This window comes from Paenibacillus sp. FSL R5-0470 (assembly GCF_037975205.1).
Classification (GTDB): Bacteria; Bacillota; Bacilli; order Paenibacillales; family Paenibacillaceae; genus Paenibacillus_AQ.
Map to the genome: position 1 here is coordinate 2,984,914 of NZ_CP150238.1, position 15,656 is coordinate 3,000,569.

Below are 15,656 nucleotides of genomic sequence, written 5' to 3' on the forward strand. Positions count from 1 at the left end.
AGATCTTAAGGGAGAGATTACATATGAGTCCAAACATAGCTAAGAAACAAAGATTTATTGGAAAAACAGCAATTATTACAGGAGCGGGCTCAGGAATTGGTCGGGCTACCGCTATTAAGCTGGCGAGGGAAGGTGCTAATGTAGCGCTTTTTGATTTGAATCTTGAACGTACCTCATCTTTGGCGGATAAGCTAAACAAGTTTCGCAAAGATTGTGCATTGGCCATAGAGGTAGACACTTCGGATGAAAAAGGGATGGAGGAAGCCGTGCGCAGGACAGTCGAACAATTCGGCGGCTTAGATGTAGTATTCGCTAACGCGGGAATCAATGGTGCGGTGGGACCTATAGAGGAACTGAGCCTGAGTGATTGGGAGCGCACGATGTCGGTGAACTTGACGGGGACCTTTTTGACATTAAAATATACGATCCCTCATCTGAAGGATAAAGGGAAAGGTAGCATTATCATCACTAGCTCCATCAATGGGAATACTAGATTTGCCAGCTTTGGGTGGTCTACATATAGTACTACCAAAGCTGGACAGGTAGCTTTTGCCAAAATGGCTGCACTTGAGCTAGCTAAGTTTAAAATTCGAGTGAATGTGATCTGCCCTGGGGCGATTGCTACCAATATAGATGAAACCACTGAAATGAACGAAGAAGTAGAAGCGATCGTCATTCCGATTGAATTTCCCGATGGTGCGCAGCCGCTGGCGGATGGGCCGGGTAAACCGGATAATGTTGCCGATCTAGTTTCTTTTTTGGCTTCCGATGAATCCATTCATATTACAGGTGCGCAAATTGTGATTGATGGAGCAGAATCCTTATTGTCCTAATTTAGAGATCGCTTCTCGGTATCGTTCATACCAAACGTTCCATTCAGCTTTTCGTGACTCCAGCGTCGTACCATCCAGAAGATGCTGGATCACGTCCAGACATACATGCCAGCCAGCTAAATCTCGGGGTGTGTGTGGCGTGAGCGTTCGGATCGTTTCATTCAAGACGAGAAGGCAGCCTTCTGAATTAGGATATAGCTCAAAGCGAACGGAATCTTCAGCCCACGTAAATTCAAGAACAGATTCATGTTGCAAGGCGGTAATCGTCATTTCCTCAAAGGTTCCGTCTTGCATATCAAACTTGATTAATCCACCTTCACACAGGTCTTCAACACGTAATTCAGTGAACCATAAAGCAAGCTTCTCATTCTCTGTCAGAAAGGACCAGATTTCTGATGCGGGATGTTTTAATTGACGTTCGAAACGAGCGACATAATGATCATCTGTTTTTTTGAGGTTAGCTATCATGTTATATTTCTCCTTTGGACTACTGCTGTAGTCCTTTTTTTTATTGTTTAGGAAATTATACAATTCAAAAAAAATGTGGATAACTCCGAAGAAAGAGGAAGGAGGGGTGAACGTGAAGAAGCAGGAGACATGAAATAAACGAGGAGTCATCCGTCAGATTCTAAAAACCGAGCGGACCTTATATCCTCCGAAATGCATGTTTTAGTCGAGCCTACGGACAAATGTATGCGAAAAAACGAATACAAATGTGCCGCCAGTAACGTAAATGAGCCAAATGTATGCGAAAAATCGAATACAATGTGCCGACGGTAACATAAACGAGCCAAATGTATGCGAAAAATCGAATACAATGTGCCGCCGGTAACGTAAACGAGCCAAATGTATGCGAAAAACCGAATACAATGTGCCGCCGGTAACGTAAATGAGCCAGCGCTGTTATTCGCCCCAGATCACCCGGGAAGGGGCTTGTTATTAGGGAATAAGTGCAATACGGTCCGTCCCTAATATATGTGCTCATTTCATCGAAATAAGCCATTCGGTCCGTAAGCGGAACCTCACTACGAAGGTGTATATGGATACGAGTATGGAATTACGGATGTACTCAGCTTGTAACTCTACCTCCAAGGACGACGTCAGGCGTTTTTCTTGTTGAGTTGAGGCTTATTAGAACGAGTATAACAATTGTTCGCATGAAAAAAAACTATTGTACGGTTTGGTTAGGCGTCTGTAATATGTTGCGGACAGGGAGCAGAGAATGATGGTGTAGCAGAATGAATTGAATTTGCGGAATGGGGACTCTTGAGTCCTGAGCGATCTGCGGAGGCAAATATGAGGATGCGCAGACTTTTCGGACTGCATAGCTCTTATTTCCACAATTTCTATTAAAAATAGGGTGTATTTGCGTGAATAGGTGCAACTGAGTCCGATAGTGTAGCAAAATAGCCTGAAATTGCGAAATAAGGGCTCCTTAGTCCGAACGATCTGCGATGACGAGGAAGATTCATAGAACGGAGAAGGATCGTCTTTTATAAGAATGCATTGCGGCAGTTTGATGTAAATCTACTGTTTTTATGCTAAAATAGACGCAATTCTGCTTACCATACTTTTGCTTAGGCGGGATAGATCATAGTAGTGGTATTGGTGAAGGAGGCTGCGTATATGGGGATGATGTCCTGGCTGGTTGAGCAGCGGATTCAGGAATCTATGCGTAATGGGGAATTTGGAGATTTACCTGGGCATGGCAAGCCACTGGAGCTTGAGGATTTATCGGACGTGCCAGAAGAATTACGCATGTCTTTCAAAATTATGAAGAATTCCGGGCTGGTGCCCGAAGAAGTATCTTTGCGTGCAGAATGCGTTACCCTCGAAGGGCTGCTTGCTGCCTGCCACAATAGCGGAGGCACTGAAACTAGTGAAGGTAAGGCAATCCGGGCAAAATTGTCTTTGAAAAGGCTGCGTCTGCAAGAGCTTCTGCGTGAACGAGGCTTAGATAGTAATCCTGCTTATATGCAATACAGTGTTCAAATACATGAACAGATAATTAGGGAAGAAGAATAACGCTTATTAGGGTCATGTTGTATGGACATGAGGATAAATAGTGTGATATAAAGGCAGCTCTTAGTCCATAAAGAGACGAAAGAGCTGCCTTTTTGCGTGCTTCGCTTCACAAGTGTATTTCATTTTACTTGCTTGAAATATACCCATTCTGGATCACCATCGTCTAAATTCTCAATGATTCCGCTTCTTACAAATCCTAGAGAAAGACACACTTGCTGCATGATCGTATTGGATTCATTGGTGGAAGTAAACAGCTTGGGGGTTGGAGAGTGTTCTTCAATGTAACGAATAAGTGCACCGGCAATGCCAAGACGTCTGAAATTGGGATTCACAATTACGAGCTGAATAAAACAGCATTCGAAAAAAGTGGTATCGTAACAAGCAAAACCGACAGGCTCACTGTTAATCGATGCTACAACACATTGCTCATTTAGAATATATTGTTCAATTTTAGGTTTGCGAATTTCGCTGCCAATGACCATGCTATCGATCTTGCTGAGTATAGATAAATCTGAAATAGTGGCTTTAGTTACGAGCATTTTAGAAAGTCTCCTTTTTTATAATATAAGAAAGTTATACTTGAAATGGTAAGTACAGATTGTCTTGATCTTTGAAGTTTTTTCGCACATGATGAATAGGGTTTAGACCACATCAAAGGAAATCATAACATATTATTACAAACGATGGAGAGATATAATGAAACAGCTTCCAATTATACAGGTGCTTCCAGACCTGAAACACATACTTCGCTCAACACGGGCAGCTGTTCTGATCGCAGAACCCGGTGCGGGCAAAACAACTGGAACGCCTCCGGCATTTCTGGACGAGCCATGGATGGCTGGTAAAAGCATTCTTATGCTTGAGCCTAGAAGACTTGCCGCTAGATCAGCTGCAACTTACATGGCGTCCAATCTTGGAGAAAGTGTTGGACAGACGGTAGGTTATCGGATGCGGAACGACACTAAGGTAGGCAAGAATACACGAATTGTTGTAGTGACTGAAGGTGTCTTAACGAGGATGCTTCAGAGTGATCCATCACTAGGGGATGTGGGTCTGATTATTTTTGATGAGTTCCATGAGCGTAGTCTACATGCGGATCTGGGACTTGCTCTGGCGCTGGAAGCGCAGGCAGTGCTGCGTGATGATCTTCGGATTCTGATTATGTCAGCAACACTGGATAGTGAACGGGTCTCGGTTATGCTGGGCGATGCGCCAGTAGTTGATTGTCCGGGACGAACCTATCCGGTGGAAACTATTTATACCCTAACCACAGGGAATCTTCCGATTGAAAAATCGGCCACAGCCGCAGTGAGACGTGCGCTTGCTGAACAGCCGGGAGATGTACTTGTATTCTTGCCGGGTGAACGGGAGATTCGCAGAACCCAAAATGAGTTGGAACATGGAAAACTGCCTGACGGGGTAGTGCTTCGTCCTTTATACGGACAATTACCACAGGCTATGCAGGATGCTGCAGTGGCTCCATCCATAAACGGCGAACGTAAAGTCGTACTAGCGACCTCCATTGCGGAGACAAGCTTGACGATCGAAGGTGTGCGAACGGTAATTGATACAGGGTTGCGTCGTACGCAGATTTTCTCTCCGCGTACGGGAATGCCAAGTCTTACGACGGTTCCGGTATCGAAAGCCTCTGCCGATCAGCGGCGAGGACGGGCCGGGCGGACAGCTCCGGGCGTATGCTACAGGCTGTGGAGTCAGGAGGAGCATAATCGCCTTCCGGATGACAATGTGCCGGAGATTATGGAGACGGATCTTGCGCAGCTCGCTTTGGAGCTGGCGCTGTGGGGCGTGCGCGATCCTGCCGCGCTAGCTTGGCTTGACACGCCGCCCGCTGCGCCTTATGCGCAGGGCACCGCGCTGCTGTGCCAGCTCGGCGCGCTGGACGCCGGCGGCGCCATCACGCCGCACGGCCGCAGCATGGCCGCGCTTGGCGCGCACCCGCGAGCCGCGCATATGCTGCTGCGCGCGGCAGAGCTTGACGCAGCACCGCTCGCCTGCCGGCTGGCGGCGCTGCTGCAAGAGCGGGACCTGTTCAAGGGTCCCGCGGCACTAGATTGCGACCTCACGCTCCGCGTAGAGGCGCTGCTCCGGTTCGAACGCTCCGCCGATACGGGCGGAGCGGACCCTGCGGCTCTGCGCGCGGTGGTGCGCGAGAGCCGCAATTTCCTGGCGCAGCTGCAAGCAGCGCCGGGCGGGACCGTGAACGACATCAGCCTCTGCGGGCTGCTTCTGTCGTTCGCCTATCCCGACCGTATCGGGCAGAAACGCGGTGATGGCGCGTTTCTGCTCTCCGCCGGTCGTGGCGTGGCCATGCGGGAAGGGCAACCGATGGCCCGATCCGCTTATATTGTGGCTGCGTCTGTTGACGATCGAGCCACACAAGGTGCAATCTTGCTGGCAGCTGAGCTTGAAGAAGGACAACTGCTTAAATATCATATAGATCACATCACAGAGGATTCTGACGTGTATTGGGATAAAGAAAGTGGAAGTGTGAAGAAACGCCGTCGAACGATGCTTGGCGCTCTTGTCTTAAAAGAAACGTCACATGAAAGACCCTCCTCAGAAGAAACAGCGAAAGTACTGCTAAGTGTAATCGCAGAGGATGGGATTGATATCTTACCGTGGGAAAAGGGACCTCTGCAGCTTCGTGAGCGGCTAATGTTTATGCACGCCTTACGTTCAGATTGGCCGGATGTCTCTGATGAAGCATTAATTGAGATGCTTGATGAATGGCTATTACCTTACATTCACGGTATGCGTAATTTGCGTGACCTTCAGCGAATCCCGTTATCCCGTGCGCTTGAGGGGTTGCTGGACTGGAATCAGCGACAGCTTCTTGAACAGGAAGCGCCGACACATATAACAGTTCCTAGTGGTTCGCGTGTGCCCGTGGACTATGCTAATCCAGCTGCTCCCGTACTGGCTGTGCGTTTGCAAGAGATGTTTGGACAGTTAGACACCCCTAGAATTGGAGGGGGGAAGGTACCTGTTTTACTTCATCTTTTGTCACCGGCAAGAAGACCGATGCAGGTGACTTCTGACCTTGCAAGCTTTTGGCGTGGTACTTATTTTGAGGTTAAAAAGGATCTAAAAGGACGTTATCCTAAGCACTATTGGCCAGACGACCCCTTGCAAGCAATTCCGACCAATCGAACACGTCCCAATAAATAATAAGGTCCTTCGTGCACTTGAAATTTTAATTAGATGTTTTGTCTTCAGCTTACAGGGTAATTAACTAGCGAAGACAATTACTAAGGAGGGCTTCAAGTGACTAAAAAAATCGTAGGTATCTTTGATACAGAACAAGAAGCAACCAGAGCAATTGAAGGACTTCACAATCAAGGGTTCAGTAATGATGAAATATCAGTCATCACACGTGATCGTGATGAGCTAAGACATATTTCGGATGATACAGGCACAAAAGCTCCCGAGGGTGTTGCAACAGGTGCAGCTACAGGCGGCGTATTGGGTGGTGTTACCGGACTGCTAGCAGGTATCGGAGCGCTCGCAATTCCGGGGATTGGTCCTATTCTGGCAGCGGGACCTATTGTGGCAACGTTAACAGGTGTAGCCGTGGGTGCAGGTGCAGGTGGCTTAGTTGGTGGCTTGATCGGTCTTGGCATTCCTGAGGATGAGGCAAAAGAGTACGAAGGATACGTTGAAAGTGGCAAGATCCTTGTGCTTGTTGAGGATAATGGACGAGGGTATCAAGCGCATGATGTGTTCCGAGACAATCGCTCACTAAATGCTCAGCGTTACGAAGGCGTCTATAACGAAGACACTCGACTAGGTAATTCGATGGCTAACAGAGCAGACCGAACGGCTGAAGTTTACAACCGCGATAAAATCTAAAATGTTAATCGACCTACTTTTACTATAAACAATCCATTAAAGACTGCACCTCCTAGCGATAAGCTGTGAGGTGCAGTCTTTATTATACATGTGGTATGATATGGATAATAATCCAAATTATAATTGGGGTTTTGAGAAGTAACTAGCAATCTTTATACTTAGAGGCTGTTCTTAAGGAGGGCGTAGATGAAGATATTTGTAGCCGGTGCGGCGGGCGTGATTGGACGGCTATTGCTACCTAAGTTATTAGAAGCGGGGCATGAGGTTGTCGGAATGACCCATAAGGAAGAAAAAAGAGCATTTATTGAGAAGTGTGGAGCACAGGCGGTAATCGCGGATGTCTTCGATCGAGAGGCCATATTTGCGTCCATTCACAAAGCACAGCCAGAAGTGGTTATCCATCAGCTAACTTCACTAAGTCAGCGGAATTTCTCAGATAATTCCAGGATAAGAATAGAAGGAACACGAAATATTGTGGATGCATCTCTTGCAGCTGGCGTGGAACAAATCATTGCACAAAGTATTTCATGGGCTTATGAAGCTGGAGATGTGCCAGCTACGGAGGAAACTCCTTTAGATCTTAAGGCTTTAGAGCCTCGGAGAAGAACGATTGAAGGTATATACTCACTAGAGAAAGCAGTTGCCGAGATCCCCAATCATGTGATCTTGCGGTATGGAATGTTGTACGGCCAAGGAACATGGTATGACACTAATGGCTATATGGCAGAGGAAATTCGTCAAGAACGAATGACAGCGACAGATGCCGTTGTATCATTCCTACATGTGGAGGATGCAGCTAACACAGCGGTGCTTGCTCTGAACTGGCCTTCAGGCCCTGTGAACATCGTAGACGACGAGCCTGCTAAAGGATTGGATTGGTTATCAGCTTATTCAGATACCATAGGTGCTCCTGCTCCTAATGTTCAAGAAGGCAGAGCAGGATGGGAACGGGGAGCCTCCAATACGAAAGCTCGAATGGATTGCGAATGGAGTCCACTGTACCCGTCATGGAGGTCAGGATTTGCTCGGAGCTTGAATGTCCAGAGTGAATGAATTCAGCTACTGAAAGGAAGTGCAGTATGAGTTTACTTCTTGTGATTTTGTTCTTTATTGGTTTAATCATGATGATTAGCAATCAATATGCGATGATCAAGAAAATGGACGAAATGAATGAGTCACTAAGTGAAATTAATAATAAACTTGGCTAGCTAAAGTTGAAAAGGAGTGATGACGTGGGGGTAATAAAAAATTTCTCTCTAGTGGTCGTGAATTTAATCGCGGATCTATGGTTTGGAATCGTACGAAAACCTGAATTTTATGATAATCACACGGTTACTAGAACAAAGAGAGGGTATGTCCTATTTGTAACGTTAGCAGGTATTATCGCTGTGGGAACCGCCATTTGGCTATGCTCTAGAATTTATTGAGGATAAGACTGCCAATAGGCAGTTTTTTTTTTATTATAAGGTTTCTTCTTATATATTGGACTTCCAGATGCAATTACACTTGCTTTAGTTTAGTAAATAATCATTATAAGTGTTTATTACCAATCATTTACTTTAAGAAGTGATACTATAGAAAATAGAAGGTGAAGTAGCAGCGAGGAGGAATTGTACATGCAATTAATGGGATGGTCTGAGGATGAAATATCTTATGAGATAAGTAATGATTATTCAATTCATAAGGCTGAATCGGAAGAGTGGGGAGTGTATTGCTCCATTTATTATAATATTCAGTATATTGGCTTTTTTAGAGAAGATGGGTTCAATTCTGCCCAAAAGAATGCTTTTTGGATCTATAAAGGGGAGGCGAAAATAGGTGGAGTAAGGATGTCGCCTAATCGGATCTATCATTTATTTGTTATTCCACCCTTTAACGATACATTTGTGGTGCTTAAACTTCTAAAAAAGCTTTTGATATATTGGTCTGACCGAACGGAGCCTATAAAAACATTTGAGGTTCTACCGGATCAAGTTCATTTATTTGCGCGGGCAGGATTTTGGCCTGATGAGTTCAGATGTCGCTGGATGCAGCGTCCTACAGATCATTTCGAGGTGGAATGGAACGAAGAATTTAGAATTGAAAGTCCACAGATCGAAGATGATGGAAAAGGAGCTAAACGCTTTATTCTGGAAGATCAGATCGCCGAATGTAGCTATGCAAGCTTTAATGGAAGTCTCGAGGCGACTAGAAGAAAAAAATTCTCTTATGAAGATTTTATTCCAAGTGAAGAACCGAATTATACTAATGAAGCATTACTTACCGCGTCAACGCTTGTGTATGATAGGAAATCGGGACAGTTAATTGCGAATTGTCTCTTGGGCTTACAAGACGATTACGCAGCGGTTTATAGTATTGGTGTAATGCCCAGTTATAGAGGCAAAGGGTTAGCGACACTGATGATGAAAAGAGGACTAAGTCTCCTTAAAGATAAGTATCCTCTCCTTAGATTATATGTCATGGAAGGTAATGACGCGGAGTCTGTTTATACAAATCTAGGATTTGTTCCTGGAGTACAAGAGATACAGAGCATGTATATTCCTGTAATGGATTAGCAAACAAATCATAATGGTTACTTAGACACCTGCCTAGAACTTAAAATGTGTTTTCTTAATAGAATGTTGTGAAGTTCATGTTTATAGGGAGGTTCACAACAGATGGTAAAGAAAAAAGCTACTCTAAAGAAGAAAACATTGTATTCTCAATATGCGCAGAAACATGTACATGAATTTGAAGGTAGTACGAAATTGGCTGAAGAAGGTGCAGATCGACATAACCATCGCTTTGCAGGTGTTACGGGGCAGGCGATTCGAGTAGGGAATAGCCATATTCATGAAATTGACCTTAGTAGAACTGATTTCTTGAACCACTTTCATAATCTGAAAAAGATAAGAACAGGCCCTGCTATTTCAGTCGGAAATGGCAAGCACGTACATTTTGTATCTGGCCAAACTACATTAAATGATGGTCATGTCCATCGATTCAATTTCGCAACATTGATTCAAGCTCCACTTGTTTAATGAATAAATCTGGTATGAAATGAAGCTCTGAAGGAATGAAAGAGCAAATAAAAAAAAGGCTGCCGGATGGCAGCCTTCTTCATTCTATCTAGGCATGTGAGGTTATGGGAAACATGAAATGTTTAGATAGTTCTTTTAAAAATGGACGTACAAATAACGTATCCTCACTCTGGGGAATTAATGCTGACTCTATGTGATCTATGGCATAATCTGGTGTGAAATAAAAATGTATAACCTCCGTTTCAGGAGAAATAATGCTATTCAATATCGCGTTAATATCTATACTTTTAGTACTGATAATATCAAAAATATGAAGCTGATGCTCCTCATGTCTAAAGACCACTACGACGTCAGCTTCTTCAATATAGTAAAAAGAATCATGGAAAGGAAGGATAAAATAAAACAGCAGCTGATGTTCATTGTTTACAACGCTGAGTATAGAGGACACCGGAACTTTTTCTTCAGCGAATTTTTTTATCATGGCGAAATCAACGGAGTTATTCATAGATAAGGGACGCACAGAGAAGATTTTAGACACTTGATTTCTAAGATTAGAAGCGTTAATCGAAAAGCTGCTTTCTTGCATACGTTCAAATCCGAATTTAGGATAAAAGTCCAAAGCACTGTCGTTTGCAAATAAGTAAATGAAGTCATATTCATGTTCGTATTTCGCGATAATATGATCTATTAATTTCCTGGATAATCCTTGCATGCGATAATCAGGATGTGTCATTACAGTGCCAATTTGAATGGCGTTATACTCTTTTTGATTTATGAGAATCGTCATTTTGTTTATGGACGCATTTGCGATCACATGGTCCCTATCGATGTAGGAATAACAAATATACTTGTCACTCCAGCCTCCTTGTTCATACCATGGCGAGAAATCAATCCCGTAGATCGATTTAGCTAAGGCATTAAAGCTTTCTTTATATTTTTCGATATGCTTATAATCACTTACCAATTGGTAATCACTCATAAGTATGCCTCTTTTCCAAAGTGTTTTTCATAGTCACGTTTAATGGTTATATCTTACTACATGCTTATAAAGTAATGTTTATTATAAAAAAACAATCCCAATATTATTTGGAGGCTAGAAAATGAGAGAGATAGATTATAGCAATTATTACTGGAAAGAAGAGAAAATCAGATTACGATCAATACAAGAAGGGGATTGGGAAGGTTATTATACGAACCGATTCGATACTCCAGCGCGGCGACTCTTACAATGTGCAGTTGAACTACCACCCACCATTGCCGAAGCCAAAAATTTTGCGGAGACTTACGCTGAATTCTCATCCGATAGACTAATGTTTACGATCGAAGATTTGCATGGTGAAAATGTTGGCGGCGTAAATCTCAATAGCATTGACGAGAAAAATGGTACGTTCAGTATAGGTGTGCAGGTGGATAAAGATCATCGAGGTAAAGGGTATGGAACGAGAGCTATAACCATCCTCTTAAAATATGCTTTTTTCGAGCGACGGCTAAATAAATTCAATGAATGTGCGCTTGAAGGTAATGAAGGTTCTATAGGGATGTTAAAGAAAGTCGGATGCGTGCAAGAGGGCGTGCGGCGGAAAGTCATTTACACGAATGGAAGATATTATGATTTGATATTGTTCGGATTGACGAAGGATGAGTTTATAGGGAAAAACAGAGATGAACAATTATGAGCACAATCGCTGATTCGGCATATTAAATAGTAAATATAGTACAAATTTAACACTCCCATTTAATGGGGGTTTTTTTTCATTGTTTGATTTGTATTTCTATTTGTACATAAATGGAAAGCGTTTTCGTATTGAATGATATCCGCTATTATAAGAGGGTAACTAAAAATATGAAAGTTCAGTGTAAAATAGCATCTAAGGAAAAGAGGGCTACATATGAATATTTTAATTATTGAAGACGATCCCAGCATTCAAATGCTGCTAAAATTGAGCTTAGAGGTGGAAGGGTATCAGACGAAAGCTGTAGGAACGGTGACTAAGGCGTGGGATGAACTTGGAACATGGTCTGCCGATTTAATACTGTTAGATCTTATGTTACCTGACCGTTCCGGGTTCGAGCTTCTTCAAATGCTTCAACAACAGTATAAGTCAGTCCCGGTAATCGTGCTCACCGCTAAGAATGAAATGAATGATAAAATCCTTGGCTTTCAGTTGGGAGCAGACGATTATCTAACGAAACCTTTTGAGACAAGGGAACTTATCGAGCGCATTAAGGCAGTTATGAGACGAATGAAGATGGTGGCGCCTCCTGAAGTGATCAAGATTGGACCTATTGAAATTGATAAGAATGGACGTACTTGTAAGATAGGGGAACAATGGCTTAAGACAACTAGTAAAGAGTTTGACTTCATGTGGCTCTTATGTGCTCATCCTAAGAAAGTTTTCACTCGCGAAGACTTGCTTGATCAGGTCTGGGGTTATGATTATTATGGGCATACAAGATCCGTGGACATGGTGGTAAACCGTCTTCGGGAGAAAATGAAACCCAACGAGCATCTGATCGCCACTATACATGGGACAGGCTATAAGCTGGAGGTATAGAAGATGGGGCTGCGAAATAAAATGTTTATTCAGCATGCCGTTACGATTGTTATGCTGCTCACAGCGATGTTTTTTATCGTTAATTATACGCTTAACCAAAGTATGATTAAACGGGATACTCAGACGTTAAGTCAGTATTTTGGCTTGCATCGTATTGAGGCATTGAAGATTGTCAGTGATCAGAAAATTAATATAGAACAATTATTTTCAGGTAAGTACGCCCCCTTTATTGCGTCGCATTTGGCGTCAAACAGCAATTTTCAAGTACAACTATTCGCACTAGATGAGACGATTGTTGGGAGCAGCAGCGATAAAGAAAACTTACTTAAACGTAACGATATTAAGAAAGCGCTTACTGGTAATGCTGCCACAGTCATAACTGCAGGTGAAGGTACACAATATCTAATCTACTCAGTTCCCTTCTGGTATGAAGGAGAAATTGTGGGTGGATTTCGATATTTATTGGACCTCCATGAGAATTTGCAGACATTAAACCAGATGCGCACATGGTTCATCGCTGCAGCTGTAGGATGTTTAATTTTTTCGCTTATGGTCAGCTATTCATTCTCATCTTTGTTGGTGAGGCCTCTACATGCCTTGCAGCAGGCGCTTAAGCTTGTATCCATTGGCGATTTTAGCAGAAAGATACAGGCGAGTAGTCAGGATGAGGTAGGAGAATTAGCCAAGGATTTCAATCATATGTCGGATGCGCTGCAACATCATATCAAAATGTTAAAGTATGAACAGGGAAAGCAGAAAGCTTTCTACGACAACATAACTCATGAATTAAAAACACCATTAACTTCGATTATCGGGTTTTCGGATTTAATTGAAAGAATGAATAAGAAGGATGATATACAGGAGTGTAATACCTATATCCGTAAAGAGAGTACTCGGTTGTTAAATATGGTTGAGGATTTGTTACAGACCTCACTGATTGGTGATGAGGCTTGGCGTATCAAGCTGGAGTGTACTGATTTAGGGGCTGTCATTATGGATAGTCTACGAATCTTAGAGCCGACCCTTCAAAAATCCGCGATTGTTACCACGCTAAAGATCTCGTCTTGTGAAGTGAATTTAGATCCCAAGAGAACTCAGCAAGTTCTATTTAACGTGATTGATAACGCTATTAAGCATAGCGAATGCACAAATCTCTATATCGAGTTAACGGAGCATGAGGGCTTTGGGCTGGTTCGTATCATAGATAACGGGAGAGGGATATCGCAACAATTACAAAGTATATTATTTCTACCCTCGGCAGAGAAACAGGATCGTATTATTTCAAACGAATCACATGGGTTAGGATTACCTCTATGTAAACAGTTTATGGAACTTCAAGGAGGGAGTATCGTCATTACTAGCTCGGAGAAGAAGGGGACAGAGATTCAGCTGAGATTCCCCTTAACATAACAAATGTAAGCGCTGTTACAAAACTGATACAAATTTAAAATTTTTCTGATATATGAGGAGGTTAAAGTAAGTGCCAGAGGATAAGAAAGGGCTTTCATGGTTTCGCCTCATCTTGTTACAAGTCATCATAGGCAGTCTGCTAATCGGCATGTGCGCTTACACTTTTCGAATACCTCTTGATGAAGTACATGTTGTACCTCGACAGGAGGATCAGCTTGACCGGATTGCAGGCGTTCCGATGCGCGTGGATATTACATATCCAGGCCTAGGGACGATTTCCATTGAGGATCCGAAGGAATTGCTGAAATTGAGATCTACTTTTTCCGGGTTGTTATCATCAGGAATACAGCGTCCACAACAGTTGGTTCCGAGACTTCTGTTGACGGGAACGATGGCCTATCTGGATCAAGAAGATATTCCTTTTCAAGTGGAAACGAATGCGTTTCACTTCGGTGCAGAGTCAGTTAATTCGCTTAATGTAAGTGCAACTATCCGCAAGCTGCAAAGTACACTCATCGATAAGATGTTAACAACGTCGAGTATTGGATCTGCTGTGGAAAACAAGATTAATGATGTGTTCACACTACAGCAGGGAGTACTTACAGCTCTCACTCAGGTTGAGAGGAAGGCGTTGATATCGCAGATTCGTGCAGCAGAGCGTATTATCGATTTCAGCCATTTTGATGACTTACAACGTACACCCGATGCTCACTTTGTCATTCAGCTCACGAATGATTATCGAGTGAAAAAGCACTGGATCCATGTGGATCGTTATAACGGCGCTTACTTCGTGGTCTATGACCTTCTGGATGAGACCAATCAAAGAGTCTATTTCAAACTAAATAATGCCTCATACTGATCTTGAAGGGATGGTTTAGTCTATGGCGAGAAAGAAAAAAAACAGTAAGTCAGTCATTTTATTGTCAGTCATAGTAGTTGTGCTGGTAGCGGGGTTCTTCATGTATAAATCAGGAGTATTTGGCGGTAAAGAAATGAAAAAAATCACCGTATATTCCATTTTTCAAGAGGAAGAGGCTCGTAAAATTCTGGATAAATTCAAAGCTGAAACCGGAATTGACTATGACATCCTACGTTTGCCAAGTGGAGAAGCGGTATCACGTGTACAGAATGAAATGTCGAATCCACAAGCCGACTTTCTGATGGGAGGGCCAGCGGATTCGCACCAAGTACTGAAAGAGGCAGGTTCATTGGAAGCTTATGCTTCTCCGAATGCTTCTGACATCGCTGACAATATGAAAGACAAAGATGGCTTCTGGACAGGGTTTTATCTAAATCCAATCGCTATAGGTATTAATGAAGAACGCTGGAAAGAGAAATATGGTAGTGATCCATACCCTGAAACTTTTAAGGATTTGCTTGATCCTAAATTCAAAGGTGAAATTGGTATGTCGGATCCAGCAACATCGGGTACAGCATATACAGCAGTAGCTTCTTTAGCCCAAGTATGGGGTGATGATGAGATGTTGAACTATATCAAACAGTTGCTGCCTAACCTTAAGGAAAGACCTAAGTCTGGCATTGAGCCCATTCAGAAAGCTGCTAAAGGGGAGTATACAATTGGTGTGACTTTCCTGGGCGATCAATTGAAGATTAAATACCAAGGCAACCCAATTGTTAGTGTTGTTCCAGAAGCAGCAGGTTATGAAGTTGGAGCCTTATCCATTGTTAAGGGTGGACCTAATACAGAGGCTGCGAAGAAGCTTATGGATTATATGCTTACCAATGAACCGGGTGAGTTGTATACGCAATCTGCATACGCAGTATCCGTTAAAGCATCAGTACCGATTCCTAAAGGTGGCATTGATATTAAAACAACGAAATACAACGATGCTTATGATTTGTTAAAAGCAGCATCGCAGCGTAAAGAGTTGCAAAATGCATTAAAAGATTTGAAATAAAAGAGCCAATAGGGGTATTGCAGG

General features: G+C 43.1%; 16 protein-coding genes. 13 read left to right on the forward strand and 3 right to left on the reverse strand.

What is annotated here, in order from left to right:
• The first annotated feature begins 23 nt into the window (after positions 1–23).
• On the forward strand, positions 24–833 hold the full coding sequence (locus MKY99_RS12985; RefSeq protein WP_042187718.1) for an SDR family NAD(P)-dependent oxidoreductase: 810 nt from the start codon (positions 24–26) through the stop codon (positions 831–833).
• Here MKY99_RS12985 and MKY99_RS12990 read toward each other — a convergent pair.
• Entirely contained in the window at positions 822–1,301 is a 480-nt protein-coding gene (locus tag MKY99_RS12990) for an SRPBCC family protein (protein ID WP_339270909.1), read from the reverse strand. The two genes, MKY99_RS12985 and MKY99_RS12990, sit on opposite strands and share 12 nt — an antisense overlap.
• A 1,158-nt stretch (positions 1,302–2,459) precedes the next feature.
• Between MKY99_RS12990 and MKY99_RS12995 the strand changes: the two genes are divergently transcribed.
• Positions 2,460–2,858: a DnaJ family domain-containing protein gene (locus MKY99_RS12995; protein WP_076286432.1), complete on the forward strand. Its 399-nt coding sequence runs from the start codon at positions 2,460–2,462 to the stop codon at positions 2,856–2,858.
• Between the two features lie 119 nt (positions 2,859–2,977).
• Here the strand turns inward: MKY99_RS12995 and MKY99_RS13000 are convergent, their stop codons facing one another.
• On the reverse strand, positions 2,978–3,397 hold the full coding sequence (locus MKY99_RS13000) for a GNAT family N-acetyltransferase (RefSeq protein ID WP_076298882.1): 420 nt from the start codon (positions 3,395–3,397) through the stop codon (positions 2,978–2,980).
• Positions 3,398–3,554: 157 nt separating this feature from the next.
• Here MKY99_RS13000 and hrpB point away from each other — a divergent pair, with 157 nt between their 5' ends.
• The 6 genes from hrpB to MKY99_RS13030 all read left to right on the forward strand — a co-directional run bounded on the left by hrpB (position 3,555) and on the right by MKY99_RS13030 (position 9,748).
• Complete coding sequence (gene hrpB, locus MKY99_RS13005) at positions 3,555–6,047, forward strand: ATP-dependent helicase HrpB (RefSeq protein WP_339270913.1); 2,493 nt, start codon at positions 3,555–3,557, stop codon at positions 6,045–6,047.
• Between the two features lie 96 nt (positions 6,048–6,143).
• Positions 6,144–6,728, forward strand: coding sequence for a general stress protein (locus MKY99_RS13010; protein ID WP_042187728.1), 585 nt, complete (start codon positions 6,144–6,146; stop codon positions 6,726–6,728).
• A 186-nt stretch (positions 6,729–6,914) separates the two neighbouring features.
• Complete coding sequence (locus MKY99_RS13015; RefSeq protein ID WP_339270916.1) at positions 6,915–7,781, forward strand: NAD(P)-dependent oxidoreductase; 867 nt, start codon at positions 6,915–6,917, stop codon at positions 7,779–7,781.
• Positions 7,782–7,807: 26 nt separating this feature from the next.
• On the forward strand, positions 7,808–7,936 hold the full coding sequence (locus MKY99_RS13020) for a hypothetical protein (RefSeq protein WP_256716254.1): 129 nt from the start codon (positions 7,808–7,810) through the stop codon (positions 7,934–7,936).
• Positions 7,937–8,344: 408 nt separating this feature from the next.
• Positions 8,345–9,283, forward strand: coding sequence for a GNAT family N-acetyltransferase (locus MKY99_RS13025; RefSeq protein ID WP_339270918.1), 939 nt, complete (start codon positions 8,345–8,347; stop codon positions 9,281–9,283).
• A gap of 102 nt (positions 9,284–9,385) precedes the next feature.
• Positions 9,386–9,748, forward strand: coding sequence for a YmaF family protein (locus tag MKY99_RS13030; RefSeq protein WP_339270920.1), 363 nt, complete (start codon positions 9,386–9,388; stop codon positions 9,746–9,748).
• Positions 9,749–9,836: 88 nt separating this feature from the next.
• Here MKY99_RS13030 and MKY99_RS13035 read toward each other — a convergent pair whose 3' ends face one another.
• Entirely contained in the window at positions 9,837–10,727 is an 891-nt protein-coding gene (locus tag MKY99_RS13035; protein WP_339270922.1) for a GNAT family N-acetyltransferase, read from the reverse strand.
• A 121-nt stretch (positions 10,728–10,848) separates the two neighbouring features.
• Here MKY99_RS13035 and MKY99_RS13040 point away from each other — a divergent pair, with 121 nt between their 5' ends.
• The 5 genes from MKY99_RS13040 (at position 10,849) to MKY99_RS13060 (ending at position 15,632) form a co-directional block, all read left to right on the forward strand.
• Positions 10,849–11,424 carry a GNAT family protein gene (locus MKY99_RS13040; protein ID WP_339270923.1) on the forward strand — a complete coding sequence of 192 codons (576 nt, stop codon included), beginning with the start codon at positions 10,849–10,851 and terminating at the stop codon, positions 11,422–11,424.
• Between the two features lie 213 nt (positions 11,425–11,637).
• Positions 11,638–12,303 carry a response regulator transcription factor gene (locus MKY99_RS13045; RefSeq protein WP_076286423.1) on the forward strand — a complete coding sequence of 222 codons (666 nt, stop codon included), beginning with the start codon at positions 11,638–11,640 and terminating at the stop codon, positions 12,301–12,303.
• 3 nt (positions 12,304–12,306) lie between these two features.
• The gene (locus MKY99_RS13050) at positions 12,307–13,713 is read left to right on the forward strand and encodes a HAMP domain-containing sensor histidine kinase (RefSeq protein WP_149644319.1); all 1,407 of its coding nucleotides are present in this window, start codon (positions 12,307–12,309) and stop codon (positions 13,711–13,713) included.
• A 70-nt stretch (positions 13,714–13,783) separates the two neighbouring features.
• Positions 13,784–14,572 (forward strand): DUF3919 family protein, encoded by a 789-nt coding sequence (locus MKY99_RS13055; RefSeq protein WP_339270926.1) that lies wholly within the window; start codon positions 13,784–13,786, stop codon positions 14,570–14,572.
• 22 nt (positions 14,573–14,594) lie between these two features.
• Positions 14,595–15,632 (forward strand): ABC transporter substrate-binding protein, encoded by a 1,038-nt coding sequence (locus MKY99_RS13060; protein ID WP_339247730.1) that lies wholly within the window; start codon positions 14,595–14,597, stop codon positions 15,630–15,632.
• The last annotated feature ends 24 nt before the right edge of the window (positions 15,633–15,656 follow it).

Bases quoted from the DNA above. Each gene is read 5' to 3' on its own strand.
- MKY99_RS12985 (WP_042187718.1), top strand. From the start codon at position 24: ATGAGTCCAAACATAGCTAAGAAACAAAGATTTATTGGAAAAACAGCA.
- MKY99_RS12990 (WP_339270909.1), bottom strand. From the start codon at position 1,301: ATGATAGCTAACCTCAAAAAAACAGATGATCATTATGTCGCTCGTTTC.
- MKY99_RS12995 (WP_076286432.1), top strand. From the start codon at position 2,460: ATGGGGATGATGTCCTGGCTGGTTGAGCAGCGGATTCAGGAATCTATG.
- MKY99_RS13000 (WP_076298882.1), bottom strand. From the start codon at position 3,397: ATGCTCGTAACTAAAGCCACTATTTCAGATTTATCTATACTCAGCAAG.
- hrpB (WP_339270913.1), top strand. From the start codon at position 3,555: ATGAAACAGCTTCCAATTATACAGGTGCTTCCAGACCTGAAACACATA.
- MKY99_RS13015 (WP_339270916.1), top strand. From the start codon at position 6,915: ATGAAGATATTTGTAGCCGGTGCGGCGGGCGTGATTGGACGGCTATTG.
- MKY99_RS13020 (WP_256716254.1), top strand. From the start codon at position 7,808: ATGAGTTTACTTCTTGTGATTTTGTTCTTTATTGGTTTAATCATGATG.
- MKY99_RS13025 (WP_339270918.1), top strand. From the start codon at position 8,345: ATGCAATTAATGGGATGGTCTGAGGATGAAATATCTTATGAGATAAGT.
- MKY99_RS13030 (WP_339270920.1), top strand. From the start codon at position 9,386: ATGGTAAAGAAAAAAGCTACTCTAAAGAAGAAAACATTGTATTCTCAA.
- MKY99_RS13035 (WP_339270922.1), bottom strand. From the start codon at position 10,727: ATGAGTGATTACCAATTGGTAAGTGATTATAAGCATATCGAAAAATAT.
- MKY99_RS13040 (WP_339270923.1), top strand. From the start codon at position 10,849: ATGAGAGAGATAGATTATAGCAATTATTACTGGAAAGAAGAGAAAATC.
- MKY99_RS13045 (WP_076286423.1), top strand. From the start codon at position 11,638: ATGAATATTTTAATTATTGAAGACGATCCCAGCATTCAAATGCTGCTA.
- MKY99_RS13050 (WP_149644319.1), top strand. From the start codon at position 12,307: ATGGGGCTGCGAAATAAAATGTTTATTCAGCATGCCGTTACGATTGTT.
- MKY99_RS13060 (WP_339247730.1), top strand. From the start codon at position 14,595: ATGGCGAGAAAGAAAAAAAACAGTAAGTCAGTCATTTTATTGTCAGTC.